This window comes from Nitrobacter sp. TKz-YC02 (assembly GCF_049852135.1).
In the GTDB taxonomy this organism is placed as follows: domain Bacteria; phylum Pseudomonadota; class Alphaproteobacteria; order Rhizobiales; family Xanthobacteraceae; genus Nitrobacter; species Nitrobacter vulgaris.
In genome coordinates this window covers 2337510-2355003 of record NZ_CP180728.1, presented here as the reverse complement: position 1 = coordinate 2355003, position 17494 = coordinate 2337510, and the positions used below count along the sequence as shown (strand labels likewise).

Here is a 17494-nt window from a genome sequence, read left to right as displayed (position 1 = left end):
TGCCACGCGGCGGCTGACAAGCCAAACGGTCGTTGTGGATCGATCAGTGGAGGTCGGGGAGGCGCTCGATTCCGGCGGTGGATATGTTGGCCAGCTCCTTAGCCGCGGTTCGCCCTGCAATCACGCGGTCCGGCGCGATTTCGGCAAGCGGAACCAGAACGAAGGCGCGCTCGAACAGGCGGGGATGTGGCAGCGTCAGTTCCGGTTTGTCGAGGACGGCGTCGTCATAGGCGATCAGATCGAGATCCAGCGTGCGCGGTCCCCAGCGTTTTTCGGTGCCGCGGTCGCGACCGAATTTCGTCTCGATCTTGTGCAGCGTGAACAGCAGCGCGTGCGGGTCGAGGCGGGTGTCGATCTCGATGCAGGCGTTGATGAAACGAGCCTGGTTCTCGTCGCCCCATGGCGGCGTGGTGTAGTCGGACGAACGGGCAAGAAGTTCGGCCTGCGCCATGCCGCATATGTTGGCGATGGCCTTGCGAAAAGTCTGCCGCACGTCTCCGACGTTTCCCCCGAGTGCGATCAGGACGCTGGCCATCGCGACAGCTATTCCCTGCTGCGAGTGAGCGAAATGCCGACGTCGTCGAAAATCGCCGGGATCGGCGCGTGCGGCTTGTGCACGGTGATTTTGATCGTGATCACGCGCGGAAAAGTAGCCAGAACCGCATCGGCAACGGCCCCTGCGGCACGTTCGAGCAGCTTGTAGTTGGCATCCTTGAACGCGGCGCTGGCTGTCGCCACCACGCCGGCATAGGACACCGTATCGGCGAGACGATCGGTGCGGGAGGATTCGGAAAGATCAGTCGATAGTTCGATGTCCATCACGAAGCGCTGGCCGACTTCGGTCTCGTGCTCCATGACGCCGTGCTGCGCGTGAATTACGAGGCCGCGGATAAAGATCGTGCCGGTCATGGTCCGGTCATCCCGACTGTTGTGGACTCGATGGCGTGCGCCACCCGCAGCGCCTGCACCGTGTCTGCCACATCGTGTGTGCGGATGATGCGCGCGCCGTTTCTTGCCGCGATCAGATGCGCAGCGAGCGAGCCGCCTAGCCGTTCGTCCGGCTCTGACGGCACCACCGTGTTGATGAAGCGCTTACGGGACGCGCCCACGAGAATCGGAAATCCGAGTGTCTGCAATTCATTGAGCCGGGCCAGCACGACCATGCTCTGTTCCGGCGTTTTGCCGAATCCAATGCCCGGATCGAGGACGATGTGGCCGGCAGGTATGCCGGCTTTCGCCGCGATCTTCAGCGATCGTTCGAAGAACTCAACGATGTCCCGCATGATGTCGAGCGTATCGTCGGGTTTGTCCCGGTTATGCATGACAATGACGGGCGCATTGTGCGCCGCCACCACGCGGGCCATGTCCGGATCGCGCTGCAATCCCCAGACGTCGTTGGCGATTGCGACCCCGTTCTCAAGCGCCCACTCGACAATCGAGGACTTCATGCTGTCGATGGATATGGGGGCTCCAAGCGCGACCACCGCAGCGAGAACCGGCTTTAGCCGCCGCATCTCCTCATCGTGCGAGACCGGCTGAGATCCGTAGGGGCGGGTGGATTCCGCGCCGATATCGATGATGTCCGCTCCTTCCGCGATCATGCGGCGCGCCTGCGCCAAGGCCCGGTCGGGCGTCATGAACTGACCGCCGTCGGAAAATGAGTCGGGGGTGATATTCAGGACTCCCATGACCGCCGGATACGGCCGCGACAGCAGCGCTTCGAGCGTGGGATGACGCGTCTCGTCCGCCACAGGTCTGGACATGGTATCTGCCGACGTCATGCGGTGGCTTTGCGCGGTCCAGCACATGCTGTCAAGGCTCGAAAAGACCCTTCAAAGGGTCGGGCCGTGCAGCAGCGGGCGGCTTAATAGGTGATCTTGAGTGGAAGCTTCCGCGCTTGCGCAATCAGCGTGCCGATCGACTTCTCCGAAGGAAGAACGCTGACAAGCCTGCGCTTGGTATTCACATCTTTCATGGCTTGAGCCAGACGGGCCGGGTTACGATGCGTCAATTCACGCACAGTGGTAACGCCGGCCGCGCGCAGCAGCTTGGTCTTCCCGTTGCCCATCCCCGGAATGCGCATGTAGTCGGCAAGATTGGCCCACTCTAGGAGTTGCTGTTCGCTGATGCCGGTCTTGGCGGCAAGCGCCTTGCGGCCTTTCGGCGTGCGCGCCGCTTCGAGGTAGGCATCGGTCGTTCTAATGCCGATAGATCTCAGCTTTTTGGCGTCGGGGGCGCTCAGCCCTTCGAGCTTGGAGATTGGATATGTCATGACGTTCGGCGGTCTAACGGTGCGTATTGAGGGCTGGCGAACGCTGAGCGGCCTATCCAGTTACGGGAAACCACAATCGAGCTTTTCGTGTCGGTTCTCGTAACGACCGCTGATAGAACCTTGTCGCCAGCACCTTCTTTGCTGCGAAAGTCCGGGATCGTGCCGACGACTGCTTCCGCGACAGCGGTGCCAACTGTCGCGGCACGCCGCTCCACCAGTTCGTTCATGGTACCCCGCCTCCACCGGTTGCTCGCCGGCTCGTTATTTATGCTTTCATCTTGATACCCTCGGGATGCGAAAGACAAGTCAGCAGGCAGAACAAACGCTCGTTGATCTGCAATCGCACGACGAGTGTTGCCGAGATGCAAGACCTGCGTACTCGATTATGCCGAAAACATCGCGGTCGCCGGTCATTTGCGAGTTAGAAAGCTTCTGCTCCGTTAGAAGATTTCGAGCGCCGCGTTGGGGTTCGCCGGTTTCAATCGGCGCGGAACTTGAAGTAGAATGATGGTTCGACGACGGGATCACGAAGAGGCGCTCATGGCGAAGACCGCGACCGGGATCGGCGATACCGATCAAGGTATCTTCATCGGCAAAGGTGAGCAGCCGGTGTGGCTGACGCTGGGCCTCGCCAACCGACACGGTCTTGTCACTGGCGCCACTGGAACTGGAAAAACCGTGTCGCTCCAGGTGATGGCGGAAGGATTTTCTCGCGCGGGTGTGCCGGTATTCGTCGCCGATATCAAAGGCGATCTGTCCGGCATTTCAGAGCCTGGCGCAGCCAAGGACTTCATACTCGAGCGCGCCAGGACGATGGGCCTTGGGTTCCAGCCTGATCAGTTCTCGACAATTTTCTGGGATGTTTTCGGTGAGCAGGGCCATCCGGTACGCGCCACCGTGTCGGAAATGGGTCCGTTGCTGTTGTCCCGCATGATGGATTTGAGCGAGGCTCAGGAGGGCGTGCTCAACATCGCCTTTCGAGTAGCAGACGAACAGGGGCTGCTTCTGCTCGATATGAAGGATCTTCGTGCCATCCTCTCTTTTATTGCCGAACATGCGGCAGAATTGACGACGCAGTACGGCAATGTGTCGAAGCAAAGTGTGGGAGCCATCCAGCGCCAGCTTCTGGTGCTCGAAAATCAAGGCGGCGACAAATTTTTCGGTGAGCCGGCACTGGATTTGAACGATTTCATGCGCACCGATCGCGACGGCCGCGGCATGGTCAACATCCTGGTTGCCGATAAGCTGATGCAGAGCCCGCGGCTTTATGCGACGTTTCTGTTGTGGATGTTGTCGGAGCTGTTCGAACAATTGCCAGAGGTCGGCGATCCGCCAAAACCGAAGCTTGTGTTCTTCTTCGACGAAGCCCACCTTCTGTTCAATGATGCGCCCAAAGCGTTGATGGATAAGATCGAGCAAGTGGTGCGGCTGATCCGCTCCAAGGGCGTCGGGGTTTATTTCGTCACTCAAAATCCGATCGATGTCCCGGACAAGGTGCTGGCCCAACTAGGAAACAGGGTTCAGCACGCGCTGCGCGCATTCACGCCCCGCGACCAGAAGGCCGTCGCGGCCGCGGCGCAGACGTTCCGGCCAAACCCGAAGCTGAACACGGCGCAGGTCATTACCGAACTCGGCAAGGGCGAGGCTCTCGTGTCGTGCCTTGAAGGCAACGGAACGCCGGCTATGGTCGAGCGTGTGATGGTACGGCCGCCGTCTGCGAGGATCGGCCCGATCACTCCTGAGGAACGTAAAGCGATCATTGCCGGCAGCCCGGTGAAGGGAAAGTACGACACTGCGATCGATTCCGAATCGGCTTACGAGATGCTTCAGAAGCGGGTCGAGGACACCGCGGTGACTACGGATGGATCGAACGGCGGAGTTCTTGATCAGATCGGATCGATCGTCGGCAGCGTATTCGGGACCAACACGCCCCGCGGCAGGTTGTCGACCGGGCAGGTGATCGCGCGCAGCGTCACCCGCTCCGTCACCAACAAGGTTGTCGGGGGGCTCGTCGCTGATATCGGCAAGTCGCTCGGCGGCTCGCTTGGCGGTTCGGTCGGTCGTGCGCTGGTGCGCGGCGCTCTCGGAGGGCTGCTGCGGCGTTGATCGCCCAGGCTGCTCTTTGGCTTGCGCCTTGGCAGAAGTGCGAGACAGTTTGCAGCCGGAAGCGCATCTGATAACGCAGTGCGCGCGGACGATGCCGCCGCGTGACAACGGAAAAATGCTCGTGCTGAGATGGCCATCGCTCTGGCGCCCGCTGGATGTCCTGTTTCTCGTGGCCTGCATCCTGCTGACTGCCGACGTTCTTGTTCCGGAAATCTGGGGACACGGCAAGACGAAGGATTATCCGTTGTGGTACTGGGCCGGACAGCAGATTCTGCACGGCGGCGATCTGTATCCGCAAGGGCCGAGCGAAGGCTTCGCCTTCCTTTACCCGCCATTGTCGGCCATTCTGCTTGCCATACCGAGCACCTTCGGAAAGATTCCGCTGTATCTTGGACTGTGCCTTCTCAATGCCGCCGCATGGTGGATGACGGCGCAACTCTCCAACGCGATGACAGGGGCGGGCACGACGCCTGGTCCTTGGCTCGAGGCGTTGCCGGGCATCGTGACGATCCCCTTCGTCTTCGATATGTTCGATCTCGGGCAGCCCAACCTCGTTCTTCTCGCGTTGATGCTGTTCGGATTCTGGTGTCTGTGGCAGGGATGCGGGTGGCTGTCGGGAAGCATGTTTGCGCTCGCGGCAGCCATCAAGGTCTTTCCCGTCGCCGTGCTGCCGTATCTGCTTTGGCGCCGCCATTGGACGAGCGCGATAAGCATGGTCGCGTCCCTGGGCGTTTTGCTGTTTCTGGTACCGGCTCCGATCCGTGGCTTCGACCGCAATGTTTCTGAGCTGACCACTTGGTACCGCGGAATGATCGGATCGAATTCGGAGCATGGGTTCGGGCAGCGTGACGCCCAGAACTGGTCCTGGGTCAATCAGTCCATCATCGCTGTTACGCATCGGCTTGTGCGTCCGGTCAATTATAACCAGATCGATCCCGCCAAACCGGCGCAATACATGAACGTGGCCAATGTCGATTACAGGACGGCGAACGGGATCGTGCTGGCTGTCTTCGCCGCGATAGGGCTGGGCTTTATCGCCATCATTCCGGCGCGGGCGAAAATGACGCAGCGATCGATCGCCGAGGAGGTCGGGATTCTGTTCTGCCTGATGACGCTCGCATCGCCGCTGGCTCGTCAGTATTACTTCGTTTGGCTGTTCTTTCCATTAACGATTCTGTTTCATCGTGCCGTGCTCGATTTTCGGCCAAAGGCGCGGGCGATCTCGCGCTTAGCGCTCGGTGCATCATTTGCGCTGATGGCGCTGTCGTTGCCGGTGTTTCCGAAAATTCTTCAAGCCGCCGGAAACAACCTCGCGGCGACGTTCATACTGATCGCCGCATTGGCGTGGCATATCCGTCACCCGTCACTGGCGAGTGGTCCGCATTCGGTCGCTCCGCCAGAAAAAGTTTGAACGGTCGTTTAACCCGCAACTCAGGGGACAACAAAAATGTCCGGCACGTCGCAACTGCAAGCCATCCTCGATCACATCGACGCCGACTTCGACAACAGCCTGAACCGGCTGTTCGCGCTGCTCCGCATCAAATCGATCTCAGCCGATCCGGCATTTGCTGGCGATTGCAAGGCGGCGGCCGATCATCTCGCAGCCGATATCGCGACACTGAAATTTGCCGCGGAGGTCCGACCGACGGCTGGCCATCCCGCGATCGTCGCCAAAAGCAACGGCAACACCGGATCGCGGCCGCATGTTCTGTTCTATGGCCACTATGACGTTCAGCCGGTCGATCCGCTGAATTTGTGGCATCGGCCGCCGTTCGAACCGGTGGTGACGAACCACGCGGACGGCCGCAAGATTATTGTGGCGCGCGGCGCGGAAGACGACAAAGGTCAGTTGATGACGTTCGTCGAGGCTTGCCGCGCCTGGATGTCGGTGACCGGTTCGTTGCCGCTCGACGTGACGATCTTGATCGAGGGCGAGGAGGAGGTGGGCTCGAAAAACTTCGTGCCTTTCCTCGAGCAGAACAAGAAGGATCTTGCCGCGGATTTCGCTTTGGTGTGCGACACCGGCATGTGGGATCCCGACACGCCGGCGATCACCACGTCGCTGCGCGGATTGGTCTATGAGGAAGTGATCATCAGAGCCGCGAACCGCGATCTGCATTCCGGCCTTTTCGGCGGCGGTGCTCAAAACCCGATCCGAGTCCTGACCCGAATCCTTGGCGGCCTTCATGACGATGACGGCCGCATCACACTTCCCGGTTTCTACGATGGCGTGAAGGATTTGCCGTCCGACATCCGCGCTCAGTGGGCTCAGCTCGATTTGACGCCGGATCGATTCCTGAAGCCGATCGGACTCTCGATTCCTGCCGGTGAAAAGGATCGTTTGCTGATCGAGCAGGTCGTGTCGCGACCGACCTGCGACATCAACGGAATTGTCGGCGGCTACACGGGAGAGGGGTCCAAGACGGTGATTCCGGCGCAGGCGTCGGCGAAAATTTCGTTCCGCCTCGTCGAGGGGCAGGAGCCCAAAAAAATACGTGACGCTTTCCGTGCGTTCGTGAAGGAGCGCGTGCCGGCGGACTGCTCGGTCGAGTTTCTCGATCATGCCGGCGCGCCCGCGATTGCGCTCGACTGGAACATGAAGCCACTGGCGGCCGCGAAGCAGGCGCTGACCGATGAATGGAATAAGGAGGCGCAGCTGATCGGCTGCGGCGCGTCAATTCCTATCGTTGCCGATTTCAAGACCTCGCTGGGTCTCGACACGGTGCTGGTCGGCTTCGGCCTCGAGGACGACAACATCCATTCGCCGAACGAGAAATACGACCTGAAAAGTTTTCACAAAGGTATCCGGTCGTGGGCGCGGATTCTCGCTGCGCTTGCGGAAGCGCCGCGCTGAAGCCAGCTTCGGGCTTCATGTGCAAACGCCGCCCGGAATTGGGCGGCGTTGGATTGAGGTGTAGAGGATGGTGACTAAGCCTTACACCAAATCCGACGTCAGACAAGTTCGAACAGATCTGCTGGCCTGATCGCTGGATTCTAGCGCTCCTTTGCCGCTGAATTGAACCATTTCCGTCGTTTGCAGTTGACCTCATCGCCATCGTGTTGTCGGTAATGGGGACCGAAATGGCGGGCGGCGAGGCCGGATAGCTTGGCTATCAGGCGCTGTCGTCTCCTTTGGGGGGACGGAGCTTTTCGATGAGCGTGCTTTTAGTCGCCGGGTTCGTTGTATTCGTGGCCGGTCTGGTGACGATCGCCTTCGGGATTCCCATCAAGGAGTTCAGCTTCGGCGATACCCTGGTCGTATCCGGCGCGGTCGTGACCTGCACGGGCCTGATTATGATCAGCCTGTCGGTCGTCGTCCGCGAATTGCGAAGGGTCGCGGACCAACTCGGCTCCGGAGCATTTGTTGATCGCGATGATAGTGCCCACGCGCCCATTCTGCCGGGCAGGCACATCGAAGAGCGCCCACCTCCGCTGTCTGACAGCGATCGGGTCGCACCAAGCCTGGGGAGCGACCGGAGCGCTACGGCCTCTGTCCTGTCGCCACGCCGGCAAGCGGACGTGTTCGACCGTGACCGCGAGACCGTTGTCGCGGTCGAGGATGCGGAGTTTCCGGCATCCTCCGACGAGCCATCGCAGCCGAAACCACGACGCAATCTTCTGTTTGCGTCCATGATGAAGGAGCGCGAGCGGGTGGTCGTGGACCAAGCCGGGCCGGCTGGTTCATCCGCGCTTGCGAGACATGCTCGTGATCCTGAGGCGCCCCGGCCAGCATCGAGAGCCGACCGCCCGTCGGCCCCGCCGGATCACAACGCGTCCTCCGTCACCGTGCTGAGGTCCGGTGTGGTCAACGGAATGGCCTATTCGCTTTATTCCGACGGTACGATCGACGCCCAACTGTCGGAGGGCACGATGCGCTTCGCCTCGATTGATCGACTGCGCGCCCATCTCGATCAAGGCTCCGACCGCCCGTCTCCCAAATAAAGTTCCGCGTGCGCGCCTTCCGTTCTTGTCATGCCGGCAGCAATCCGGTCATATTCCTTGGGGCGCAAAGGCCGATTCTGATCGCATTCCGAGCGTATCGATGCTTTACGATCCGGAAAATTTGAGATCATGAGCGATTCAGCGGGTAAAAGTTTTCTCGACCTCACGGCGGAGATCGTTTCCGCCTACCTCAGCAACAACACGACGCCGGCCTCGGAAATTCCCGCCCTTATCAGCCAGGTGCATGCCGCGCTGCTGCGCGTGTCGTCCGGGCGGGGTGAATTACCGTCGGAACCGACCAAGCCGGCCGTGCCGGTCAAGAAATCGATGACGGCCGACTACCTGATCTGCCTGGAGGACGGGAAGCGCTTCAAATCGCTCAAGCGCCATCTGCGGTCTCAGTACAACATGAGCCCCGAGCAGTATCGGGACAAATGGAAGCTCCCCGCGGATTATCCCATGGTGGCCCCCAACTACGCGGTCACGCGATCGCAACTGGCCAAGAACATGGGCCTTGGCCAGCAGCGCCGGCGCCGAAAATAGCGCGAGCGGTTGAAAGGCGTTTATCAGCATTGCGGTGAACAACATCTGCACCGCTACCTTGCCGAGTTTGATTTCCGTTGCAGCACCCGAATTTCAGTTGGTTACAACGACACGATGCGCAGCGAAGCCGCGCTTAAGGGTATCGTTGGCAAACGCCTAATGTATCGCAGACCTGACGAAGCCAAGGTATCGTAAGCAGATGGCGCTAAAGTTTTGGCGGTAGCGAAAAGCAAAGGGATAATATGCGCTATCTTGTTATTGTTCAGCTTGGACAGGCAACCGTCTCTCACGTCTCCAATCTGGTTCCTAGTCTGCAAGCCGAATTAGGTGCGATGTCAAAGGAGCCTGTTGAACTCGCTTTTCGGTCGGCTCCAGCAGACTTATTCGGCTTTTTTGTCGATACCGACTTGGCACCACAGCAAATCAGAGCGCGCATTGAGTCACCCGGAGGAGTTTCATCTTTAACGAGCAAAATGCCAATATTGGAGGGCAATGACGCGCTGCTAATAATCCAACTCGGCGCGGAGGCTGACAGCACCAAGGGATTTACGCGCGCCTTGACGTGGCTTCAGCGTCACTAAAGATCGCGGCCACTTGTTTTTTTCTAATCCATATTTCGATTGTGGCTATCGCTACTGCAAAAGGAGAAAACAGTAGCCATTGCCGCATTCAGGACGCCCCTCTCTTAAGGACAGATTTTTTTGCTGGCTTAGCTGGCGGCTTGGTCGCCGTATGAGGCTTCGGCTTCATCTTGAGCATCCGCTTCAAGATTTCATCCCGTTCTCTTTATTTTGCTTCGTTCCCGTCAATAAAAACCTCTGGATTCCAGTAGCAAGCAGGGTGCTCTGTCGTTTGCCCGCGTTTTTGGTGTTTTTTTCGGGAATTACCCCGGGAAACTGGCGGGATTGGTTTTTGCGAATCGTCTCGGGAGCCCTACAATATGAATTGTCAGAGAAAAGCGGGACCGATCCGCCCTCGAAAAGTAGATCGGCCCTGCAACATCTTCTGACTGGCGATCCCTCCGGTTCGAGCCGGGGACCACACCATCCTCGCAGTTCGAAATGCGAGGCTCGAAGCAAAGGCCGTTTCCGGGTCCACCCGGGGCGGCCTTTGTGATTCTAGGACTCATCATCCTCAAAAGAGGATAAATCCTATTTCACGTTTTGTGAACTTCCAAAGCCTTTGGAAGCTCAACTCTCAACTGTGTTGCTGCCCTGTCTCGGACCCCAGACATACTGATCAAATAGAATGGTACTTCAAGTATAATTAGGAATATTATCCCCAACGATACCCTGAGCTTTAAATTTAACGAAAAAATGCTATCCCCGGGTAGAGAACAACCTCTAGGATATGTGATTATTTTCCTAGATGGCCTGCTTCATGCTTCTGACCTATCCGTCCACTTCACCCGCATCCCGCCGGCGGTCGCGAACCTGGGCAAGGCTCGTCTGTCACGATATCGCGCGACTGGTCGCCGGAGAGTTTGGTCTCGATGCTGCGGCGATGATATCGCCGACCCGCGGCGCGCCGCACGCCGCCTTTGCCCGGCAGGTCGCCATGTATCTGGCTCACGTCGGTTTTGCGTTGAGTTTCGAGGCAATCGGCCGTGCCTTCGATCGTGATCGCACCACGGTCTCGCATGCATGCCGCGTCGTGGAGGACAGCCGCGATGACCTCAGGCTTGATCGCCGGCTCGCAGCGCTCGAAGCGATGTGCACGGTTTGCGGCGAACGCCTCGATGGACCATCCGATGATGGCCTCTAATCGCGGCGGCCCTAAATCGCCGCGTCGCCCGAAAGAGCGGCCGGTTGAAATCGTGGACCGGTTTCGCGCGCAGCATCTCTCGCTTGCCGAGCGCGAGATCGTGACCGACGCAGGCGTTGCGACCGTGATGGCCAATGACAGCGAGAGCCCTCTCGCCTGGCTGGCGCGGCGTAAGGGTCGCGATGGACGCGCCATGATCAGCCCCAATCAGTTCGCGGCCGGCGAAAGATTGCGCGCGGATTTTACGCGTGGGAATCTCACGCCGCGGGTGACCTTGAACTGGTCGGCGCCGACCGGAGGACGCGGGTCCGGAGCCGGCGCCTGTGAGATGACCGATCTGATCGTGGCAGCGCGGCAGCGTGTGCGGCTGGCGCTGGAAGCGTGCGGACCGGAATTTTCCGGCCTGTTGATGGATGTCTGCTGTTTTCTTCGCGGGCTCGAAGATGTCGAACGCGAACGCGGGTGGCCCCCGCGATCGGCGAAAGTCGTGCTGCAACTGGCACTGGACAGGCTGGCGAGGCACTACGGTCTCCACGCGCGTGCAGACACGAGTGCCTACGTGCGGACGTGGTTGGCCAGCGATGCAAGGTTTACGAGCGGCTAGAGCGTTTCGAGCGAAGTGGAATCCGGTTCGCGTGAAGAAAACGCTCCAGATGGGATCGCGCGTCGTTCGCGCGACCCACATTCCCTCTTGCCCGAAATTCGAAAGGCGAAAACCAGCCTCAGGCTGCGGCAGCCAGCGCTTCGCGCGCGTCCCTGCGAATGCGCTCAACCATTGCGCGCAGCCCGTTGGACCGTTGCGGCGTGAGATGCTCGCGGAAGCCGAGGTCATCGAAGACGGCGATCGCGTCGGTGTCCAGAATGTCCTGTGGCTTCCTGCCGGAAAAAAGCGTGAGCAGGATCGCAATCAGCCCGCGAACGATATGCGCGTCGCTGTCGCCGACATAGGTCAGCACCGGGTGGCTGTCAGCGCCGCGACCGGCTTTGAGCGACAGCCAGACCTGACTGGCGCAGCCCTGCACCTTGTTCGCCGCGGAGTGCTCGGCCTCGCTCATGGGCTCAAGGGTGCGTCCGAGTTCGATGACGTACCGGTAGCGGTCGTCCCACTCTTCCAGAATCTCAAAGTTGTCCCTGATCTCGTCGATCGTCGTCATCACGGCTCATGTGTAATGTGTCCCAGCTGGCTAATATAAGGCCATGGAGACATAAAATCGATATGGACCCGGCGATCTATGGGAATTGTTCCCTCGGGACGGTTTTCGGAGCAGCGAGATGCCATTCCGCCTGCAGATCCTCCGGCGTCAGGGTGTCGTGCTGCGTGTCGCCGGAAGCCGCCGTTTCGACGGAGGGAATACCGTCGATCGACCCTGTATGGTCGGGAGGGCGCTTCTCGGTGATGATCCGGTAGAGTTTTCTCGCGCCGTCCTGCGCGCGCTGGCCGATTGCGGAGGCAGCCTGGCCACCGACCTCGCAAACACCCGGTTGACGTGTGCAGAATTGACTCATGTCCGATACGGCGGCTGTGGCGGCCGATACAGCGTCGGAAGCCCCAATCTTGGGTGCCTTGTTCGCCTCGGGCGCCTCATCCCTCGGCAGCAGCACGAGCACGAGCCCGAGCCAGAATGCCATGCGAAGCAGGAAAAACATGTCGCGTCCCTATGCGTTTTTGATCTTCGTCACGTTGCGTTGAATTCCGCAATCTGTCCTTTCCCTATCAAATGGTCCTGAATCCCCCGTATGCTCGGCGCCTTCGGGCAAACAAAATCCCGCAAAACGGCTGCAGAATTTGATTCGGCGTAAATTTTCGATTGATGCGCGTTTGCGGAACGCGGTCGCCGACGCGACGCCGGTCCTCGGTGTCATCGGTATATGGTGGCGGAAACCTTGCGTTCACCATTCGCACCGATGACGGCGTTGCAAGGCGACAAAGAGCCATCCGTGTGTGCTGTTTCGTGACGAAGTGAGCTTCGCCTTAGCGTTCGCTTAAGTTCACTCTGACACGTTGAGCCCACAAATGGAGGCGTTCCGGCGCGTCGGATACGACGTTAGCTGAAGCGCAAGCAACGTGACCGCATTGACCATCATCCAGGACCGTCTCGACGCGTTGCTGCATCCATCGGCGCGATACGACGCGTTGACGCGGGCGCGGCATCGAACCTTCATGGGGCCGCGGCTGCTCGGCAGTCTCGTCGCGCTCGCGGCGTTTCCGATGTATCTGGCGATCCGCGGTGCACCGACGGCACTGGAAGTGGTGGCTTTCGCCTGGCTCGTCGTGCCGATCTTGCTGTCCTATTTCCTGTCACGCACCGGCCGCTACGAAGGCGCGCACGTGCTGTCGTCGATCGCGCTCGCCGGTCTCGTCATGATGATCGCGCTCCCGACCGGTGGGATTGAATCGTTCGCTGCCGTCTGGCTCGTTGTGATTCCGCTGGAGGCGGCGCTGTCCGCGTCCCGCCGTGTCGTCGTCTTCGCCGCGATGCTTGCAGTGTCGTGCGTGCTCGCGCTGATCGGGATGAGCTATTTTGATGTTTTGCCACTGCCCGATGCCGGCGTGGCGGCGCATAGCGTTTTCATGGCGTTCGGTATTGCGTCCGCCATGCTCTATGCCGCCGGGGTGGCGTTCGGTTACGAAGCGCTGATGCGCACCGGCGCCTCACTGCTGAATGTCGAGGAAGACCGTTATCGCCTGCTGGCGCGCCACATGTGCGACGTGATTTCGCGTCACCGGCGCAACGGCGCCGTGCAGTTCATTTCGCCGGCTGCGGAAGCCCTGCTCGGCGTGCCGGTGTCGGAGTTGCAGGATCATGGTCTGTTCGATCGGGTCCACGTCGCTGATCGCCCGGCCTATCTCACTGCGCTCGCGGCGGCTGCACTTGGCAAGGACGCCCAAAGCGTCGAATTCAGACTCAGGCGCGAAGTCGCGTCTGGTGCGAAATCAGAGGCGCGGTCTTCGGGGGATTTCATATGGGTGGAAATGCGGTGCCGACCGCTTGAGCCGTCCTCCTTGGCCGAACCCGAAGTCGTCGCGGTGATGCGGGACGTCACCGACCGGAAGCAGCAGGAGCACGCGCTGGATCTGGCGCGCACCACGGCCGAACGTGCTGACGCTGCCAAGACACGGTTTCTCGCGACCATGAGCCACGAACTGCGAACGCCGCTCAATGCCATCATCGGATTTTCAGAGATGATCGTTCAGGAAGCGACGCTGCCGCTCGATGCCACGCGCCGCAAGGAGTATGCCCAGCTCATTAACGACTCCGGCCAGCATCTATTATCGGTGGTCAACAGCATTCTCGATATGTCGAAAATGGAGTCCGGGAATTTCGAGATATTGCCCGAGCCGTTCACGCCGCGCGAGGTGCTGCTCAACGGGAGCAATCTGCTCGCGCTCAAGGCGCGCGACAACGGTATCGAGCTGGTCACGCGCGTTCCGGAAAATTTGCCGCAGATGATTGGCGATCCGCGCGCGTTCAAACAAATCGTTCTGAATCTGGTATCGAATGCCATCAAGTTCACGGAGCGGGGCGGCCGCGTTACGATCTCGGCCCGCGTCGAAGGATCGCGCATGGCGCTGCGCGTGATGGACAACGGTGTCGGCATCGCGCAGGAAGATCTTAAGCGGATTGGCGACCCCTTCTTCCAGGCGGGGAAAACCTATCAACGACGTCAGGAAGGGACTGGGCTTGGATTGTCGATCGTCAAGAGTCTGGTTGCGTTGCACCAGGGCGAGATCGACGTGCAGAGCAAGGTAGAAGAGGGGACCACGGTAACCGTCATGTTGCCGCTGATACTCGTGCCCGACGCGGAGTCGGCATCGAATAACATCGCGACGCTGACGCCGGCCTCCCGCTCCGGCAAGCAGGATCAAGATTACCGGGTGAGGAAGAGTGCCTAGAAAAATTGTTGAAGAGGGTGTGATGCGGCCACGCCGTCGCAGCGTGGCAACCAGGAAGAGCGAAGTTGACGAGGAACGCGGTCTCGCGATGCGCGTGCTCCTGCATAGCCCGAAAGATCTCGTTGCCGGGTGCCTAGCTTTTACCGCCATCGGTGCGATCGTCACGAACGCCATGTTCATGCAGGCCGGCCATCATCCGTCGCCGATGTTCGGATCGGCTGTCACCATGCCGCTGGTGCAACAGAGCAATCCGCTGCCGCGGCCTCGACCAGTCGAGGCGGATCAGACGGGGACGACAGAACAGCACGCGAGTGCGGGAGAAGCGCCCACCAATCCTGTCAAAACGACTGGGTCGCATAGCGATCCCGTCGCCGATCTTATCAATGCGAATCGTCGCGTCGCCGCCGTGCAGCGGATATTGACGGAATATGGCTATGGTCAATTTAAGCCGACAGGAACGGCCGGACCCGAAACCCAGGCAGCGATCCGGAAATTCGAGCAGGCTCGCCGGATGCCGGTGACCGGCCAGATGTCCGATCGTCTCGTGCGCGAGCTCGTTGCCCTGACCGGACGGCCGATCGATTAGACTACAGCGTTTCGAGCGAAACATATCCTCGGGCTTGACCCGAGGATGGATGACCTGTTCGCGTAAAGAAAACACGTCAAAACAAAAAGCTAAAGGCCCGGCTTTGATTCATCAAAGCCGGAAATAGCTTTAGCGAGCTCCGTTGTTGCGTGGACTCCCGCCGCCTTTTCACTTCTCCTCGTCGGGAGAGGTCGAGAGCTATCGCACCCCGTAACTTGCCACCCGGATGCCGCCAAAAATCGCGAGGCCTGGCGCAAGGAACCCGGTCGGGTTTTGGTAGCGGGCATCAAAGAGATTATCGATCCGCCCGAATATCTTGACCTGGTCATTGACGGCGTAGTCGCCACGCAAGTTCACCAGCGTATAGCCCGGCGCTACAATTCCGGAGATTGAACCGTCGCGGGTGACATCAATCCAGTCGTTGACGCGGAGCACGGTCGCCGACAGTGTCAATGCATCGAGGGGGAGCCAGGTCGCGGTTGCGCTCCACTTTTCCTTCGGTCGGCGCAGCAGCTGCATACCGGTGGCTGCATTGACGGCACGGGTAAAGGTGTAATCTGCGCGAATTCCGAAACGCTCGGTGATCTGTGCCGAAACGAAAGTTTCGGTGCCTTCGGTCGTCGCACTGTTCACGTTCACCAACGATGTGAACGTGGCATTGTAGTCGATCAGGTTGGTGATGTCGTTGTGGAAGTAAGTCGAGCCGAACCGTACGCGATCGTTGAACAGCGGTTGCTCGAATCCGGCATCGTAGCCGCGACTATCTTCCGGTTTCAGGTTGCGATTGGCGAAGAAATTGAAGGTTGGAAAGTCCCGGAACAGCTGGCTCAGCGAAGGCGCCTTGAATCCCGTGCCGTAGCTTGCTTTCAGTTTCGTTTCCGTGATGGGAACAATGATCGCCGGCGCGACTCGGTAGGTCATACGCTCGCCGAACAGGTCGTTGGAGTCTTGGCGGACATTCGCAACGAGGAAAAGGCGGTTCGCGAGAGCTGATTGCAACTCGATGAAGCCTGCTTTGTTGCCGTTCTTAGCGGCAAGATCGGTGGTGTCGATGCGATCGGTCTGATGCTCGGCGCCGAAGACCAGATGGTTGTCACGCGCAATTTCGGCCACCGTGCGCCAGTCAAACTTGAGGCGCTCGCCCGTGGTAGTCGTGACCGGACTGCCGGGACCTGCGTCGTAGCCCCTACTGTTGGTGTAATTGACACCGAAGTAGCTCTGGACGCGCCCGTCGAACAGAGACCACACGGCTTCTTCGCGGTTGAAGAGTTGCTGGACGGCGTGTGTGCTCTGGGTGGCGTTGGGAGTGCTTGGAAATCCACCGTCGCCCGTGAAGAGTAGCGTCGCGTCAGTATAGCGGACCACCGAATTGACGGTCAGATTCTCATTGAGATCGACGCCGAGCTTGGTCGAATAAGTCATGTTGTCATAGTTGTTTCCGATCGCTTGCCGTCCCGGCGGGAGAAGCTCCGGCGGTGTGACAGGAACATCTCCGGCATGGAGATGGGCGACGTTGACCGCATAGTTGAAGTTCTTTTCGGAGCCGCTCAATCCGAGCGTCTGGTTGAACGTTTTGAATGAGCCGGACTCGATTGACGCGGTGGCGCGCGGAGGACCTTCTCCCTTTTTTGTGATGATGGAGATAACTCCGCCGATTGCGTCGGAACCATAGAGTCCGCTTTGCGGACCCCGGAGAATTTCCATCTGCTGAATGTCCGCCGCAAGAAGGTGCGCATAGTCGAATGCGCCATTCGCGTTGCCGGGATCGCCGATGTCGATTCCGTCGAGGATCACCTTGGTGTGGTTGGCGTTCGTGCCTCGCATGAAAACCGAAGTCTGGGCGCCCGGTCCGCCGGCTTGCAACACATTCAGACCGGGAGCCGTCCTCAGGATATCCGGAACGGTGCGGTACTGCTGGGTCTGTATATCCTTCTCGGTGACGATGGTGATGGAGCTTGCCAATTGCCTTGCAGGCGTCACCACTCCCGTGGGGCTGACCACGGTAGAGCCCATCGTGCCTGGAACGGGAGTCTCAGTGATAGGAGGTTGTCGAGGAGCGGAACGGGCCGCACGGCGCGATCGCGACGCCGCGCGGTGCGATGGCGGCCGTGAATCTGTCGTTCTATCCGGCGGCGGCGCGATCCGGATCGGAGGCAGCAGATTGGGAGAGGCGGATTGTTGCGCGTTCGAAGGCGTATTCAGGCCGACCGATCCCAGCGAGGCGAGGATGGTGGATGCAAGCAGGCTTCTGCGATAAACCCCGGACAAGAAGGAGCCAAACATTAAGAAAACCTCGGCAGGACGTCGGTGGCACGTCACAGCGAACGAGGTTTCACGGGAGCCTACGTTGGCGCCGATGAAGCGGATGTCTGTAGTCCCCGACTGA

At 59.7% G+C, this 17494-nt stretch carries 18 protein-coding genes and 1 pseudogene; 11 read left to right on the top strand and 8 right to left on the bottom strand.

The genetic code is table 11. The features are described from left to right. Positions 1–43: 43 nt before the first annotated feature. The 5 genes from folK to ACM561_RS11215 all read right to left on the bottom strand — a co-directional run bounded on the left by folK (position 44) and on the right by ACM561_RS11215 (position 2499). Positions 44–535 carry a 2-amino-4-hydroxy-6-hydroxymethyldihydropteridine diphosphokinase gene (folK, locus tag ACM561_RS11235; RefSeq protein ID WP_425905121.1) on the bottom strand — a complete coding sequence of 164 codons (492 nt, stop codon included), beginning with the start codon at positions 533–535 and terminating at the stop codon, positions 44–46. Between the two features lie 8 nt (positions 536–543). Further along, the gene (folB, locus tag ACM561_RS11230) at positions 544–909 is read right to left on the bottom strand and encodes a dihydroneopterin aldolase (RefSeq protein ID WP_425905119.1); all 366 of its coding nucleotides are present in this window, start codon (positions 907–909) and stop codon (positions 544–546) included. Next, the gene (gene folP / locus ACM561_RS11225) at positions 906–1763 is read right to left on the bottom strand and encodes a dihydropteroate synthase (protein WP_425905118.1); all 858 of its coding nucleotides are present in this window, start codon (positions 1761–1763) and stop codon (positions 906–908) included. The genes folB and folP overlap by 4 nt, the downstream gene beginning before the upstream one ends. 101 nt (positions 1764–1864) lie before the next feature. After that, positions 1865–2272: a DUF4332 domain-containing protein gene (locus ACM561_RS11220; RefSeq protein ID WP_425905116.1), complete on the bottom strand. Its 408-nt coding sequence runs from the start codon at positions 2270–2272 to the stop codon at positions 1865–1867. Further along, the gene (locus ACM561_RS11215) at positions 2269–2499 is read right to left on the bottom strand and encodes a hypothetical protein (RefSeq protein WP_425905114.1); all 231 of its coding nucleotides are present in this window, start codon (positions 2497–2499) and stop codon (positions 2269–2271) included. Before ACM561_RS11215 ends, ACM561_RS11220 begins: the two co-directional genes overlap by 4 nt. 313 nt (positions 2500–2812) lie before the next feature. Here ACM561_RS11215 and ACM561_RS11210 point away from each other — a divergent pair, with 313 nt between their 5' ends. From ACM561_RS11210 to ACM561_RS11170, 9 genes and pseudogenes are all read left to right on the top strand, one after another. Next, the gene (locus ACM561_RS11210) at positions 2813–4378 is read left to right on the top strand and encodes a helicase HerA-like C-terminal domain-containing protein (protein WP_425905112.1); all 1566 of its coding nucleotides are present in this window, start codon (positions 2813–2815) and stop codon (positions 4376–4378) included. Positions 4379–4493: 115 nt separating this feature from the next. Next, complete coding sequence (locus ACM561_RS11205; RefSeq protein WP_425909719.1) at positions 4494–5789, top strand: glycosyltransferase family 87 protein; 1296 nt, start codon at positions 4494–4496, stop codon at positions 5787–5789. Between the two features lie 36 nt (positions 5790–5825). Continuing rightward, a complete protein-coding gene (locus ACM561_RS11200; protein ID WP_425905110.1) occupies positions 5826–7232 on the top strand; it encodes a M20/M25/M40 family metallo-hydrolase in 1407 nt (468 codons plus the stop codon). Positions 7233–7531: 299 nt separating this feature from the next. Then, a complete protein-coding gene (locus tag ACM561_RS11195) occupies positions 7532–8320 on the top strand; it encodes a hypothetical protein (protein WP_425905109.1) in 789 nt (262 codons plus the stop codon). A gap of 129 nt (positions 8321–8449) precedes the next feature. Next, positions 8450–8863, top strand: a complete 414-nt coding sequence (locus ACM561_RS11190) for a MucR family transcriptional regulator (protein WP_079447268.1) — start codon at positions 8450–8452, stop codon at positions 8861–8863. 9 nt (positions 8864–8872) lie between these two features. After that, a pseudogene (locus ACM561_RS11185) lies at positions 8873–9058 on the top strand (IS1595 family transposase); the annotation flags it as partial. A 47-nt stretch (positions 9059–9105) separates the two neighbouring features. Beyond that, positions 9106–9444 carry a hypothetical protein gene (locus tag ACM561_RS11180; RefSeq protein ID WP_425905107.1) on the top strand — a complete coding sequence of 113 codons (339 nt, stop codon included), beginning with the start codon at positions 9106–9108 and terminating at the stop codon, positions 9442–9444. A 799-nt stretch (positions 9445–10243) separates the two neighbouring features. Beyond that, positions 10244–10627, top strand: a complete 384-nt coding sequence (locus ACM561_RS11175; RefSeq protein ID WP_425905105.1) for a helix-turn-helix domain-containing protein — start codon at positions 10244–10246, stop codon at positions 10625–10627. Then, positions 10614–11231 carry a DUF6456 domain-containing protein gene (locus ACM561_RS11170; RefSeq protein WP_425909717.1) on the top strand — a complete coding sequence of 206 codons (618 nt, stop codon included), beginning with the start codon at positions 10614–10616 and terminating at the stop codon, positions 11229–11231. The genes ACM561_RS11175 and ACM561_RS11170 overlap by 14 nt, the downstream gene beginning before the upstream one ends. Before the next feature lie 118 nt (positions 11232–11349). On the opposite strand, the gene ACM561_RS11165 is transcribed toward ACM561_RS11170, so the two are convergent. Both ACM561_RS11165 and ACM561_RS11160 read right to left on the bottom strand, forming a co-directional pair. Then, positions 11350–11781 (bottom strand): SufE family protein, encoded by a 432-nt coding sequence (locus tag ACM561_RS11165; protein ID WP_425905104.1) that lies wholly within the window; start codon positions 11779–11781, stop codon positions 11350–11352. Between the two features lie 76 nt (positions 11782–11857). After that, positions 11858–12274, bottom strand: coding sequence for a DUF5330 domain-containing protein (locus ACM561_RS11160; protein ID WP_425905103.1), 417 nt, complete (start codon positions 12272–12274; stop codon positions 11858–11860). Positions 12275–12701: 427 nt separating this feature from the next. Here ACM561_RS11160 and ACM561_RS11155 point away from each other — a divergent pair, with 427 nt between their 5' ends. Together ACM561_RS11155 and ACM561_RS11150 are read left to right on the top strand one after the other, a co-directional pair. Further along, the gene (locus ACM561_RS11155) at positions 12702–14522 is read left to right on the top strand and encodes an ATP-binding protein (protein WP_425909716.1); all 1821 of its coding nucleotides are present in this window, start codon (positions 12702–12704) and stop codon (positions 14520–14522) included. A 22-nt stretch (positions 14523–14544) separates the two neighbouring features. Continuing rightward, entirely contained in the window at positions 14545–15108 is a 564-nt protein-coding gene (locus ACM561_RS11150) for a peptidoglycan-binding domain-containing protein (RefSeq protein WP_425905101.1), read from the top strand. A 198-nt stretch (positions 15109–15306) separates the two neighbouring features. Here ACM561_RS11150 and ACM561_RS11145 read toward each other — a convergent pair whose 3' ends face one another. Next, the gene (locus ACM561_RS11145) at positions 15307–17391 is read right to left on the bottom strand and encodes a TonB-dependent receptor plug domain-containing protein (RefSeq protein WP_425905100.1); all 2085 of its coding nucleotides are present in this window, start codon (positions 17389–17391) and stop codon (positions 15307–15309) included. Positions 17392–17494 lie beyond the last annotated feature (103 nt).

What these genes read in the sequence shown, in the direction of transcription:
- ACM561_RS11175 (WP_425905105.1), top strand. Translation starts at nt 10,244, where the DNA reads ATGCTTCTGACCTATCCGTCCACTTCACCCGCATCCCGCCGGCGGTCG.
- folB (WP_425905119.1), bottom strand. Translation starts at nt 909, where the DNA reads ATGACCGGCACGATCTTTATCCGCGGCCTCGTAATTCACGCGCAGCAC.
- ACM561_RS11190 (WP_079447268.1), top strand. Translation starts at nt 8,450, where the DNA reads ATGAGCGATTCAGCGGGTAAAAGTTTTCTCGACCTCACGGCGGAGATC.
- ACM561_RS11180 (WP_425905107.1), top strand. Translation starts at nt 9,106, where the DNA reads ATGCGCTATCTTGTTATTGTTCAGCTTGGACAGGCAACCGTCTCTCAC.
- ACM561_RS11145 (WP_425905100.1), bottom strand. Translation starts at nt 17,391, where the DNA reads ATGTTTGGCTCCTTCTTGTCCGGGGTTTATCGCAGAAGCCTGCTTGCA.
- ACM561_RS11170 (WP_425909717.1), top strand. Translation starts at nt 10,614, where the DNA reads ATGATGGCCTCTAATCGCGGCGGCCCTAAATCGCCGCGTCGCCCGAAA.
- ACM561_RS11165 (WP_425905104.1), bottom strand. Translation starts at nt 11,781, where the DNA reads ATGACGACGATCGACGAGATCAGGGACAACTTTGAGATTCTGGAAGAG.
- folP (WP_425905118.1), bottom strand. Translation starts at nt 1,763, where the DNA reads ATGTCCAGACCTGTGGCGGACGAGACGCGTCATCCCACGCTCGAAGCG.
- folK (WP_425905121.1), bottom strand. Translation starts at nt 535, where the DNA reads ATGGCCAGCGTCCTGATCGCACTCGGGGGAAACGTCGGAGACGTGCGG.
- ACM561_RS11195 (WP_425905109.1), top strand. Translation starts at nt 7,532, where the DNA reads ATGAGCGTGCTTTTAGTCGCCGGGTTCGTTGTATTCGTGGCCGGTCTG.
- ACM561_RS11200 (WP_425905110.1), top strand. Translation starts at nt 5,826, where the DNA reads ATGTCCGGCACGTCGCAACTGCAAGCCATCCTCGATCACATCGACGCC.
- ACM561_RS11150 (WP_425905101.1), top strand. Translation starts at nt 14,545, where the DNA reads ATGCGGCCACGCCGTCGCAGCGTGGCAACCAGGAAGAGCGAAGTTGAC.
- ACM561_RS11215 (WP_425905114.1), bottom strand. Translation starts at nt 2,499, where the DNA reads ATGAACGAACTGGTGGAGCGGCGTGCCGCGACAGTTGGCACCGCTGTC.
- ACM561_RS11220 (WP_425905116.1), bottom strand. Translation starts at nt 2,272, where the DNA reads ATGACATATCCAATCTCCAAGCTCGAAGGGCTGAGCGCCCCCGACGCC.
- ACM561_RS11160 (WP_425905103.1), bottom strand. Translation starts at nt 12,274, where the DNA reads ATGTTTTTCCTGCTTCGCATGGCATTCTGGCTCGGGCTCGTGCTCGTG.
- ACM561_RS11210 (WP_425905112.1), top strand. Translation starts at nt 2,813, where the DNA reads ATGGCGAAGACCGCGACCGGGATCGGCGATACCGATCAAGGTATCTTC.
- ACM561_RS11205 (WP_425909719.1), top strand. Translation starts at nt 4,494, where the DNA reads ATGCTCGTGCTGAGATGGCCATCGCTCTGGCGCCCGCTGGATGTCCTG.